The sequence below is a fragment of the Streptomyces sp. CA-250714 genome (assembly GCF_050936705.1).
Lineage (GTDB): Bacteria > Actinomycetota > Actinomycetes > Streptomycetales > Streptomycetaceae > Streptomyces.
This window is the reverse complement of record NZ_JBNJMI010000002.1, coordinates 879,726-892,302: the sequence shown is the minus strand read 5'-3', so window position 1 is coordinate 892,302 and position 12,577 is coordinate 879,726. Positions and strand designations below refer to the sequence as shown.

4 protein-coding genes and 2 rRNA genes are annotated in these 12,577 nt (G+C 66.8%); 3 read left to right on the top strand and 3 right to left on the bottom strand.

Annotation, left to right across the window (positions count from 1 at the left end; translation table 11 throughout):
• Positions 1–8 precede the first annotated feature (8 nt).
• The gene (locus ACQEU8_RS22930; protein WP_433104018.1) at positions 9–2,393 is read right to left on the bottom strand and encodes a glycoside hydrolase family 31 protein; all 2,385 of its coding nucleotides are present in this window, start codon (positions 2,391–2,393) and stop codon (positions 9–11) included.
• Between the two features lie 201 nt (positions 2,394–2,594).
• On the opposite strand from ACQEU8_RS22930, the gene ACQEU8_RS22925 reads away from it, so the two are divergent.
• Positions 2,595–4,631 (top strand): acetoacetate--CoA ligase, encoded by a 2,037-nt coding sequence (locus ACQEU8_RS22925; protein ID WP_433104016.1) that lies wholly within the window; start codon positions 2,595–2,597, stop codon positions 4,629–4,631.
• A 135-nt stretch (positions 4,632–4,766) separates the two neighbouring features.
• On the opposite strand, the gene ptsP is transcribed toward ACQEU8_RS22925, so the two are convergent.
• Both ptsP and ACQEU8_RS22915 read right to left on the bottom strand, forming a co-directional pair.
• The gene (gene ptsP, locus ACQEU8_RS22920) at positions 4,767–6,437 is read right to left on the bottom strand and encodes a phosphoenolpyruvate--protein phosphotransferase (RefSeq protein ID WP_433104014.1); all 1,671 of its coding nucleotides are present in this window, start codon (positions 6,435–6,437) and stop codon (positions 4,767–4,769) included.
• A gap of 145 nt (positions 6,438–6,582) precedes the next feature.
• Positions 6,583–7,032, bottom strand: coding sequence for a PTS sugar transporter subunit IIA (locus tag ACQEU8_RS22915; RefSeq protein WP_433104012.1), 450 nt, complete (start codon positions 7,030–7,032; stop codon positions 6,583–6,585).
• A 568-nt stretch (positions 7,033–7,600) separates the two neighbouring features.
• On the opposite strand from ACQEU8_RS22915, the gene ACQEU8_RS22910 reads away from it, so the two are divergent.
• A 16S ribosomal RNA gene (locus ACQEU8_RS22910) occupies positions 7,601–9,131 on the top strand.
• A 303-nt stretch (positions 9,132–9,434) separates the two neighbouring features.
• Positions 9,435–12,559: ribosomal RNA gene (locus tag ACQEU8_RS22905) — 23S ribosomal RNA — on the top strand.
• The 16S and 23S rRNA genes sit together here, the layout of an rRNA operon.
• Positions 12,560–12,577: the final 18 nt, after the last annotated feature.

Sequence of the window (12,577 nt, the reverse complement as noted above, 5' to 3'; positions counted from 1 at the left end):
CCGGAGCGCTAACGGGCCATCGGATCGACGGGGCGGCGCACCCGTACGGCGTACCCCGCCGCTGTGCCGTCGTCCCGTTCCACCACCACGGCACCGTCCTCCCCGCGGCGCACCGTGAACCGCTCCGCCGATGGCCGCTCCCACCCGTCACCCGGATCCGGGATCAGCAGCCCGTCCCCGGTACGTCCCGGCGCCGGTGGCCATACCTCCAGCTCCGTCCGCCCGCCCGCACCCCGCACCGGCACCGCCGCGCCCGCCCGCGCCAGCACCGGAAGCCGTCCCAGCGGCGCCGCCACCCGCACCGTCGCCGGTCCCTGGTGGCCGCGCCCGGTGCCGGTGTCGTACCACCGGCCCGCCGGCAGCCGCACCGCACGCGACCGCGCCCCCGGCTCCAGCACCGGTGCCACCAGCAGCGCGTCACCCAGCAGAAACGCGTCCTCGCAGTCACGCAGCGCCCGGTCCCGCGGATGCTGCCACCACACCGGCCGCACGTAAGGAGCGCCCGTACGGTGCGCAAGCTGAGCCAGCGTCAGCAGATACGGCAGCAGCCGCTCCCGCTCCGCGAGCGCGGCACGCGCGTGCTCCAGCACCTCCTCGCCGAAGTCCCACGGCGCTCCGGCTCCGGCGGCGGTGTGCGTACGGAAGAGCGGTAGATACGCGGCCATTTGGAACCAGCGCAGATACAGCTCAGCGGAGGGGCGCCCGGTGTCACCGCCGACATCCGGACCCGCGTACGGCACCCCGCACAGCCCCAGGCCGAGCACCAGCGACAACGCGGCCCGCAGCCCCGCCCAGCCGGTCTCCAGCTCGGCAGCCCGCGCACCGCCGTACCGCTGGATTCCCGCCCACCCCGCACGGGAGAGCACGAACGGCCGCTCGCTGGGCCGCACCTCCCTCAGCCCCGCGTAGCCGGCCTTCGCCATCGTCAGGCCGTAGACGTTGTGGCCCTCGCGATGGTCGCCGCCCAGGCCCTCCAGCGCGTGCCGCGCCGAGAGCGGCAGCGTCCGGTCACCGAACGCGCACAGCGACACCGGCTCTTCCCCGGTGTGCCACACCCCGGCGAAACCCCGCTCCAGCAGCTCCGCGTACAGCGCACCCCACCATTTACGTACCCGCCGGTCGGTGAAGTCGGGGAAGGCCACCTCCCCACAGCGCGCACTGCCCAGGACGGTGCGCCCCCGCGTGTCCCGTACGAACACATCAGCCGCGCTGCCGCTGTCGAACACCGGGTCGCCCGCCGCGGCCCGCACCCCCGGCTCCACCACCGGGACCAGCCGCACCCCGGCCTCCCGCAGCCCTCCCGCCGGCCGCGGCAGACCCGGGAAGCGTGCCGTATCCACCGAGGAGCCGCGGTGCCCCCGCCCATGTGCGGCATCCAGATGCAGCGCGTCCAGCGGCAGCCCGCGCTCGCGGTGACCGTCCGCCAGCTGCCGCACCTCCCGCTCCCCGTCGGCCCCCCGCACCGCGTGCTGGTGGCCCAGCGCCCAGCGCGGCGGCACGGCCGGGGCACCGGTGAGCGCGGCCCAGCCGTGCAGCACCCGGGAGGGCGCGCCCGCCACCACCCAGTACCGCATCGGCCCGCCACCCATCCGCACCTCGCACCGAGCGGGCCGGTCATGCCCCGAGCCCTGCCCCTCCGCGCCCTCCCGCACAGTGATCGAACCGTCCCGGGGGTTGTCGTGGAAGACGAGCAGCGTGCCCGCGTCCGCCACACTCACCAGCACCGGCATGGTGACCGACAGCGGATCCGTGCCCGGCGCGCAGGGGCCGGCGTCGGTGTTCCACAGCCGGTACGTGCCAGTCCGCAGCCGGGGCCCCGCCGACCTGGCGCCCAGCCCGAAGAACCGGGCGTCGGGCGGGAGTTCCGACCGTTGCATCCACCGCGACGCGGCAGCGGTCTCCGCCCCCTCGGCACTCTCCTGCGCGCTCTCCCACCACCGGGGCGGCTGATCCCGGCGCAACAGCGCGCCGCCCGGAGTCCGCATCTCCACGGCACCGTGCCGGGAGACGATCACCAGCATCCGCTCCGAGACCACCCGCCAGCCGCCGTCCTTGTCCGGCTCCAGCCGCGCCCGCGGATCGGGCTCCGGGCAGGCACCCGCCAGCGCGTACGACGGCTCCGGCTCCGCGCCGTCCCACCCCAGGAACACCGCGCCGCCCACCGTCACCCGCACATCCAGCACCGAGCGCGCGAAAGCCACCCTGCCGCCGCCGGGACCCGGCTCCGCGCCCCCGGCCTCACCCGGCGTACGGGCCCGCTCCGCGCGCTGCCGCGGCAGCCCGACCGCGTCCGCCCGCCGTCTGCGCCACGCCGCGCGCAGCGCGCCTACTCCTCGTCCCCTGCCCTCCGAACCGACAACCGTCACCGACCGCACCAGGCCCCGCCCTTCCATGCTGTTCAGCCTGCCATCAGCAACCGTTCACGTCAGGGCTGTTCAGCGGCCGTTCACCCGGTGGTCACCCTGCTTGCAGTGGGCCCCGCACACCCCCCACCGCCGCGCTGTGTGACTCCTGCCCTGGCACAACGGGTGATCACATGGCATCGTCCCGCGCGTAAGGGACGCGACGACGCGTACAGGACGCAGGGAGCCGCCATGACCGCAGCGCACAGCGACAGGACCGCCCGGACCCCGCAGGTCTCGCAGCCCTCGCAGCCGGAGGCGCTCTGGCGGCCCGACCCCGGCGACTTCCCCTCCGCCCGCCTCACCCGGTTCCAGGAGTGGGCAGCCCGCCGGCACGGCGCCCCGGCACCCGACCCGGCCGACCCCGTCGCCTCGTACGCCGCGCTGCACCGCTGGTCCACCGAACAGCCGGCCACCTTCTGGGGCGCGTTCGCCGAATGGTCCGGCATCCGCTTCAGCACCCCGTACGAGACCGTCCTCGCCGACCCGCGCATGCCCGGCGCCCGCTGGTTCCCCGGCGCCACCCTCAACTACGCCGAGCACGCGCTGCGCCCGGCCGAGGACCCCGCACGCGCCGCCGAGCCCGCGCTCCTGCACGTCGACGAGTCCCACCAGCCGACCCCGGTCAGCTGGACCGAACTGCGCTCCCAGGTCGCCTCCCTCGCCCAGGAGCTGCGCCGCCTCGGCGTCCGTCCCGGCGACCGCGTCAGCGGCTACCTGCCCAACATCCCGCAGGCGGCCGTCGCCCTGCTGGCCACCGCGGCGGTCGGCGGGGTATGGACCTCCTGCGCCCCCGACTTCGGCGCCCGCAGCGTCCTGGACCGCTTCCAACAGGTCGAGCCCGTCGTCCTGTTCACCGTCGACGGCTACCGCTACGGCGGCAAGGAACACGACCGCAGCGAGACCGTCGCCGCACTCCGCGATGAACTGCCCACCCTCCGCGCCGTCGTCCACGTCCCCCTGCTCGGCACCCCGGCACCCGCCGGCGCACTGGAGTGGGCTGACCTCACCTCCCTCGACGCCGAACCCCGCTACGAGCAGGTGCCATTCGACCACCCGCTGTGGGTCCTCTACTCCTCCGGCACCACAGGACTGCCCAAGGCCATCGTCCAGTCCCAGGGCGGCATCCTGATCGAACACCTCAAGCAACTCACCCTGCACAACGACATGGGACCCGGCGACCGCTTCTTCTGGTTCACCTCCACCGGCTGGATGATGTGGAACCTGCTGATCTCCGGCCTGCTCACCGGCGCCACGGTCGTCACCTACGACGGCAGCCCCGGCTACCCCGACACGGCAGCACAGTGGCGCGTCGCCGAACGCACAGGTACGACGATCTACGGCACCTCCGCCGCCTACGTGATGGCCTGCCGCAAGGCCGACGTGCACCCGGGGCGCGACTTCGACCTCTCCCGGGTGAAGTGCGTGGCCACCACCGGCTCCCCGCTGCCGCCCGACGGCTTCCGCTGGATCCACGACGAGGTCTCGCCCGACATGTGGATCGCCTCCGTCAGCGGCGGCACCGACGTGTGCAGCTGCTTCGCCGGTGCCGTACCCACCCTCCCCGTCTACACGGGCGAGCTCCAGGCCCCCTCCCTCGCCACCGACCTCGCCGCGTGGGACCCGCACGGCAAACCGCTGGTGGACGAGGTCGGCGAACTGGTCGTCACCCAGCCCATGCCCTCCATGCCGGTGCGCTTCTGGAACGACCCGGACGGCTCCCGCTACCACGACAGCTACTTCGACATGTACCCCGGCGTCTGGCGGCACGGCGACTGGATCACCCTCACCAGCCGCAACACCGTCATCATCCACGGCCGTTCGGACTCCACCCTCAACCGCCAGGGCGTCCGGATGGGCTCCGCCGACATCTACGAGGCCGTCGAACGCCTCCCCGAGATCCGCGAATCCCTTGTCATCGGCGTCGAACAGCCCGACGGCGGCTACTGGATGCCGCTCTTCGTCCACCTCGCCGAGGGAGCCGTCCTCGACGACGCACTGCGCGACCGCGTCAAGCAGACCATCCGGCAGAGCCTCTCGCCCCGCCACGTCCCCGACGAGATCATCGAGATCCCCGCCGTCCCACACACCCTCACCGGCAAGCGCCTAGAAGTCCCCGTCAAACGCCTCCTCCAGGGCACCCCCATGGAAAGGGCGGTCAACCCCGGCTCAGTCGACAACGCCGACTTGCTCCGCTTCTACGAAAAGCTGTCGCGCGCCCGCAGCTGACACTGTGCTGCTGTGCTTGGGCAGTCTGCGCCAGGGGCGCAGGGTGGGCAAGCGCAGCACCCCTTGCGGGGCAACTGCGCATCAGGAGGGGGACCCCGGGAAGCCCGGGGGCCCTCCCAGGGGAGTGACGCGGCGTCACTCCCCGGACAGCACCGCCTGCGCCGCAGCCCGCGCATCAGGACCGCTGTCCGCCGCCCGCGCAGCCGCCGCCGCCCTCTCACACTGCGCCAACGTGTGCTTGGCGAGCTGCGCCCGTACGAACGGGATCGCCGAAGCACCCATCGACAGGCTGGTCACCCCGAGCCCCGTCAGCACACACGCCAGCAGCGGATCGGAAGCCGCCTCACCGCAGACGCCGCAGCTCTTGCCCTCCGCCTTCGCGGCCTCCGCCGAGATGGCCACCAGATCCAGCAGCGCCGGCTGCCACGGGTCCTGGAGCCGCGAAACGGCACCGACCTGCCGGTCCGCTGCGAAGGTGTACTGCGCCAGATCGTTGGTGCCCAGCGACAGGAACTCCACCTCCTGCAACACCGAACGCGCCCGCAGCGCCGCCGACGGAACCTCCACCATCGCGCCGAACTTCGCGCTCAGCCCCGCCTCCCGGCAGGCGTCCGCGAACGCTCGCGCATCGGTCCTGTCCGCCACCATCGGCGCCATGACCTCCAGGTACACCGGCAGCCCCTCGGCCGCCTTCGCCAGCGCCCGCAGCTGCCCCTGCAACACGTCCGGGTGATCGAGCAGCGTCCGCAGCCCGCGCACCCCCAGGGCCGGGTTCGGCTCGTCGGCGGGCGTCAGGAAGCTCAGCGGCTTGTCGGCGCCCGCATCCAGGACGCGCACCACGACGCGCCCCTCGGGGAACGCCTCCAGCACCTGCCGGTACGCGTCGACCTGCTTGTCCTCCGACGGCGCCTGCTCACTGTCGTCCAGGAACAGGAACTCCGTACGGAACAGCCCCACACCCTCGGCGCCCGCCTGCACGGCAGTCGGCACATCACCGGGACCGCCCACATTCGCCAGCAGCGGCACCTTGTGCCCGTCCGAAGTCGCGCCCGGCCCGTTGGCGGCCTCCACGGCGGCCTTGCGCTCCTCCGCGGTCCGCGCCAGCTCCTCCCGCTCCGCCTCGGTCGGGTTCACCATGACCTCACCGGTGCTGCCGTCCACCGCGATGACCGAGCCCTCGGCCAGCTCGCCGGCGCCGGGCAGCGCCACCACGGCAGGCACCCCGAGCGCCCGCGCGAGAATCGCGCTGTGGCTGGTCGGCCCGCCCTCCTCGGTCACGAACCCGAGCACCAGAGTCGGGTCGAGCAGCGCGGTGTCGGCAGGCGCCAGATCCCGTGCGATCAGCACATACGGCCGGTCGCTGTCCGGCACCCCCGGCATCGGAACGCCCAGCAGCCTGGCCACGATGCGGTTACGTACGTCGTCCAGGTCCGCCACCCGGCCGGCCAGATAGTCGCCCGCCTGCGCGAGCAGCGCACGGTAGGCGGCGAACGCGTCGTAGACGGCGCGCTCGGCCGTACTGCCCACGGCGATCCGCCGCTCGACATCGGCCATCAGCTCCGGGTCCTGCGCCATCATGGCCTGTGCCTCAAGCACGGCCTGCGCCTCACCGCCTGCGAGATTTCCCCGGGCGACCAGGTCCGCGGCGACGGCCTCCACGGCCTGCCGCGCCCGCTGCTGTTCACGCGGCGCCTCATCGGCGGCGATCTGCTTGGCCGGGGGCTCCAGCACGGCCGTGCCCATGTGCCGCGCCTCGCCGATCGCCACCCCGTGGCTCACGCCCACGCCTCGAAGCGTTGTGTCCATCTCACCCGTCTCCGCTCGGCGGCGGCGCCAGGCCACCGCAGTCGTTTCCGCCCGGCCCGCGCACGCGCGGGAGGGGACTCCCATCCGCGTGGAGGTTGACAGGGAGCAGGGGCCGGGCTCGTACGCCGTTCGACGTCTGCCGACGTCAGCTCCAGCCGAAGAGCGCCTGTCCGCGCTCGACGTCACCGTCCTCCAGCACATCACCGAGCGCCTCAGCGGTGGCCTCGAGCGCGATGACGGGGGAGATGGGCGACTTCCCCTTCTCCTCCACGGCCGCCGGGTCCCAGCGCACCACGGGCTGCCCCCGGGTAACGGTGTCCCCCTTGGCGGCCAGCAGCTCGAAACCCTCGCCGTTCAGCTGCACGGTGTCGATCCCCAGGTGCGTCAGCACCCCGTGCCCATCGGAGTCCACCACCACGAACGCGTGCGGGTGCAGCGAGACGACGATTCCGTCGACAGGCGCCACCGCCTCCGTCCGCTCCCGTACGGGGTCGACGGCGGTACCGGGGCCCACCATCGCCCCGGAGAACACCGGATCCGGCACCGCAGCCAAGCCGATGGCGCGTCCGGTCAACGGGGACGACACGGTGGTCATGGGGGACCTCCCAAGGGCGGAGTCTCGATCAGCCGCCGTCGCTACCTGTCCAGGACGGCGCACCGTGCAGAAGCGTAAGTCATAGGAACAGCTGATTCCGCAAGAGGCGCGGGCGCGCCGTTACTGCCCGTTGCCCCTTGTCAGCGCACGGTTGTGACCCTGCCGTGATGCCGGCGTGCAGAACCGATTTGCCTCTGTCGCGCGGACCGCTGTACTGTCGTATGCCTGCCCGGCGCCGACGGCGTGGGCAGCACTTCCAAAACCTCACCGATTTCGGCTCGTTGGCCGTATGCGCTTCGGCGCGAGCGGTTTCGGGTCAACGAAATCGCGGTGGTAGGCTTGGAGAGATGGAAAGGTAAACGTCCGGAGGAAACCCGGGAGGGAATCCAAAGGAAGCGTCCGTTCCTTGAGAACTCAACAGCGTGCCAAAAGTCAACGCCAGATATGTTGATACCCCGACTCGCCGAAGGCGAGTTGAGGTTCCTTTGAAGAAAATTACAGCGAGGACGCTGTGGACAGTGCCGGACTATTCCTCTGGTTACTGTTCCGCTCTTCCGCGAATGATGCATTCACGGAGAGTTTGATCCTGGCTCAGGACGAACGCTGGCGGCGTGCTTAACACATGCAAGTCGAACGATGAACCGGCTTCGGTCGGGGATTAGTGGCGAACGGGTGAGTAACACGTGGGCAATCTGCCCTGCACTCTGGGACAAGCCCTGGAAACGGGGTCTAATACCGGATACGACACACGACCGCATGGTCTGTGTGTGGAAAGCTCCGGCGGTGCAGGATGAGCCCGCGGCCTATCAGCTTGTTGGTGGGGTGATGGCCTACCAAGGCGACGACGGGTAGCCGGCCTGAGAGGGCGACCGGCCACACTGGGACTGAGACACGGCCCAGACTCCTACGGGAGGCAGCAGTGGGGAATATTGCACAATGGGCGAAAGCCTGATGCAGCGACGCCGCGTGAGGGATGACGGCCTTCGGGTTGTAAACCTCTTTCAGCAGGGAAGAAGCGCGAGTGACGGTACCTGCAGAAGAAGCACCGGCTAACTACGTGCCAGCAGCCGCGGTAATACGTAGGGTGCGAGCGTTGTCCGGAATTATTGGGCGTAAAGAGCTCGTAGGCGGCTTGTCGCGTCGGATGTGAAAGCCCGGGGCTTAACCCCGGGTCTGCATTCGATACGGGCAGGCTGGAGTTCGGCAGGGGAGATCGGAATTCCTGGTGTAGCGGTGAAATGCGCAGATATCAGGAGGAACACCGGTGGCGAAGGCGGATCTCTGGGCCGATACTGACGCTGAGGAGCGAAAGCGTGGGGAGCGAACAGGATTAGATACCCTGGTAGTCCACGCCGTAAACGTTGGGCACTAGGTGTGGGCCGCATTCCACGTGGTCCGTGCCGCAGCTAACGCATTAAGTGCCCCGCCTGGGGAGTACGGCCGCAAGGCTAAAACTCAAAGGAATTGACGGGGGCCCGCACAAGCGGCGGAGCATGTGGCTTAATTCGACGCAACGCGAAGAACCTTACCAAGGCTTGACATACACCGGAAACCTCTGGAGACAGGGGCCCCCTTGTGGTCGGTGTACAGGTGGTGCATGGCTGTCGTCAGCTCGTGTCGTGAGATGTTGGGTTAAGTCCCGCAACGAGCGCAACCCTTGTCCTGTGTTGCCAGCAACTCCTTCGGGAGGTTGGGGACTCACGGGAGACTGCCGGGGTCAACTCGGAGGAAGGTGGGGACGACGTCAAGTCATCATGCCCCTTATGTCTTGGGCTGCACACGTGCTACAATGGCCGGTACAATGAGCTGCGATGCCGTGAGGTGGAGCGAATCTCAAAAAGCCGGTCTCAGTTCGGATTGGGGTCTGCAACTCGACCCCATGAAGTCGGAGTCGCTAGTAATCGCAGATCAGCATTGCTGCGGTGAATACGTTCCCGGGCCTTGTACACACCGCCCGTCACGTCACGAAAGTCGGTAACACCCGAAGCCGGTGGCCCAACCCCCTTGTGGGGAGGGAATCGTCGAAGGTGGGACTGGCGATTGGGACGAAGTCGTAACAAGGTAGCCGTACCGGAAGGTGCGGCTGGATCACCTCCTTTCTAAGGAGCATCTTTGGCCGCTTCGGCGGTCCAGAGGCCCACTACGCGAGCGAACGACTCGCGGTGGGTTGCTCATGGGTGGAACGTTGACTATTCGGCACTCTCGGTTGGTTGTTCATCAGTACTGCTTCGGCGTGGAACGTGGACGAGTGATCGGGGTGTTGGGCGCGCTGTTGGGTGTCTGAGGGCACGGCCGTGTGGTTGTGGCTCTTGGTTGCCGGTCCCAGTGAACTCCAGCTTGTGTTGGGGGTGGTGGGTGGCTGGTTGTTGTTTGAGAACTGCACAGTGGACGCGAGCATCTGTGGCCAAGTTTTTAAGGGCGCACGGTGGATGCCTTGGCACCAGGAACCGATGAAGGACGTGGGAGGCCGCGATAGGCCCCGGGGAGCTGTCAACCGAGCTGTGATCCGGGGGTGTCCGAATGGGGGAACCCGGCAGTCGTCATGGGCTGTCACCTGCCGCTGAATGTATAGGCGGTGTGGAGGGAACGCGGGGAAGTGAAACATCTCAGTACCCGTAGGAAGAGAAAACAACCGTGATTCCGGGAGTAGTGGTGAGCGAAACCGGAGGAGGCTAAACCGTATGTGTGTGAGACCCGGCAGGGGTTGCGCATGCGGGGTTGTGGGATTCCACTTCAGTGGTCTGCCGGCTGCTGGACGAGTAAGAAATTGTCGATGTAGGCGAAGGGCATGCGAAAGGCCCGGCGTAGAGGGTAAGACCCCCGTAGCTGAAATGTTGGCAACTCGTTTGTGGGACTCCCAAGTAGCATGGGGCCCGAGAAATCCTGTGTGAATCTGGCGGGACCACCCGTCAAGCCTAAATATTCCCTGGTGACCGATAGCGGATAGTACCGTGAGGGAATGGTGAAAAGTACCGCGGGAGCGGAGTGAAAGAGTACCTGAAACCGTGTGCCTACAAGCCGTGGGAGCGTCGCATCAAGTGTTTGCACTTGGTGTCGTGACTGCGTGCCTTTTGAAGAATGAGCCTGCGAGTTTGCGGCATGTTGCGAGGTTAACCCGTGTGGGGGAGCCGTAGCGAAAGCGAGTCCGAAGAGGGCGTTTGAGTAGCGTGTTCAAGACCCGAAGCGGAGTGATCTAGCCATGGGCAGGGTGAAGCGCGGGTAAGACCGTGTGGAGGCCCGAACCCACCAGGGTTGAAAACCTGGGGGATGACCTGTGGTTAGGGGTGAAAGGCCAATCAAACTCCGTGATAGCTGGTTCTCCCCGAAATGCATTTAGGTGCAGCGTCGTGTGTTTCTTGCCGGAGGTAGAGCACTGGATAGGCGATGGGCCCTACCGGGTTACTGACCTTAGCCAAACTCCGAATGCCGGTAAGTGAGAGCGCGGCAGTGAGACTGTGGGGGATAAGCTCCATGGTCGAGAGGGAAACAGCCCAGAGCATCGACTAAGGCCCCTAAGCGTGTGCTAAGTGGGAAAGGATGTGGAGTCGCAGGGACAACCAGGAGGTTGGCTTAGAAGCAGCCATCCTTGAAAGAGTGCGTAATAGCTCACTGGTCAAGTGATTCCGCGCCGATAATGTAGCGGGGCTCAAGTACACCGCCGAAGTCGTGTCACTCCAGTAATACTCCTAACGGGGGCTGGGGTGGGTAGGGGAGCGTCGTGTGCCGGGTGAAGCAGCCGTGGAAGCGAGTTGTGGATGGTTCACGAGTGAGAATGCAGGCATGAGTAGCGATACATGCGTGAGAAACGTGTGCGCCGATTGACTAAGGGTTCCTGGGTCAAGCTGATCTGCCCAGGGTAAGTCGGGACCTAAGGCGAGGCCGACAGGCGTAGTCGATGGAGAACCGGTTGATATTCCGGTACCCGCTATGCAGCGTCAAACATCGAATCAGGTGATGCTAAGTCCGTGAAACCGCCTGTGCCGGCTTTGCCGGTTACGGGAGTGGTGGAGCCGACGGCCCGAGCTTGTAGTAGGTGAGTGATGGGGTGACGCAGTGAGGTAGTCCAGCCCGGGCGATGGTTGTCCCGGGGTAAGGGTGTAGCCCGTCGGGTAGGGAAATCCGCCTGGCATGAGGGGTGAGACCTGATGCCGAGCCGTTTGTGGTGAAGTGGGTGATCCTGTGCTGTCGAGAAAAGCCTCTAGCGAGTTGTGTGGCGGCCCGTACCCTAAACCGACTCAGGTGGTCTGGTAGAGAATACCGAGGCGTTCGGGTGAACTATGGTTAAGGAACTCGGCAAAATGCCCCCGTAACTTCGGGAGAAGGGGGGCCATTTCTGGTGATAGGACGTGCTCCTTGAGCTGGGGGTGGCCGCAGAGACCAGCGAGAAGCGACTGTTTACTAAAAACACAGGTCCGTGCGAAGCCGTAAGGCGATGTATACGGACTGACGCCTGCCCGGTGCTGGAACGTTAAGGGGACCGGTTAGTCACTCTTCGGGGTGGTGAAGCTGAGAACTTAAGCGCCAGTAAACGGCGGTGGTAACTATAACCATCCTAAGGTAGCGAAATTCCTTGTCGGGTAAGTTCCGACCTGCACGAATGGCGTAACGACTTCTTGACTGTCTCAACCATAGGCCCGGTGAAATTGCAGTACGAGTAAAGATGCTCGTTTCGCGCAGCAGGACGGAAAGACCCCGGGACCTTTACTACAGCTTGATATTGGTGTTCGGTTCGGCTTGTGTAGGATAGGTGGGAGACTGTGAAGCGGCCACGCCAGTGGTTGTGGAGTCGTTGTTGAAATACCACTCTGGTCGTGCTGGATGTCTAACCTGGGTCCGTGATCCGGATCGGGGACAGTGTCTGGTGGGTAGTTTAACTGGGGCGGTTGCCTCCTAAAGGGTAACGGAGGCGCCCAAAGGTTCCCTCAGCCTGGTTGGTCATCAGGTGGTGAGTGTAAGTGCACAAGGGAGCTTGACTGTGAGACTGACGGGTCGAGCAGGGACGAAAGTCGGGACTAGTGATCCGGCGGTGGCTTGTGGAAGCGCCGTCGCTCAACGGATAAAAGGTACCCCGGGGATAACAGGCTGATCTTCCCCAAGAGTCCATATCGACGGGATGGTTTGGCACCTCGATGTCGGCTCGTCGCATCCTGGGGCTGGAGTCGGTCCCAAGGGTTGGGCTGTTCGCCCATTAAAGCGGTACGCGAGCTGGGTTTAGAACGTCGTGAGACAGTTCGGTCCCTATCCGCTGCGCGCGTAGGAGTCTTGAGAAGGGCTGTCCCTAGTACGAGAGGACCGGGACGGACGGACCTCTGGTGTGCCAGTTGTTCTGCCAAGGGCATGGCTGGTTGGCTACGTTCGGGAAGGATAACCGCTGAAAGCATCTAAGCGGGAAGCCTGCTTCGAGATGAGGACTCCCATCGCCTTGAGCGAGTAAGGCTCCCTGGAGATGACGGGGTTGATAGGCCGGATCTGGAAGCCCAGTAATGGGTGGAGGTGACCGGTACTAATAGGCCGAGGGCTTGTCCGTAGATGCTCGCGTCCACTG

Bases quoted from the DNA above. Each gene is read 5' to 3' on its own strand.
- ptsP (WP_433104014.1), bottom strand. From the start codon at position 6,437: ATGGACACAACGCTTCGAGGCGTGGGCGTGAGCCACGGGGTGGCGATC.
- ACQEU8_RS22930 (WP_433104018.1), bottom strand. From the start codon at position 2,393: ATGGAAGGGCGGGGCCTGGTGCGGTCGGTGACGGTTGTCGGTTCGGAG.
- ACQEU8_RS22925 (WP_433104016.1), top strand. From the start codon at position 2,595: ATGACCGCAGCGCACAGCGACAGGACCGCCCGGACCCCGCAGGTCTCG.
- ACQEU8_RS22915 (WP_433104012.1), bottom strand. From the start codon at position 7,032: ATGACCACCGTGTCGTCCCCGTTGACCGGACGCGCCATCGGCTTGGCT.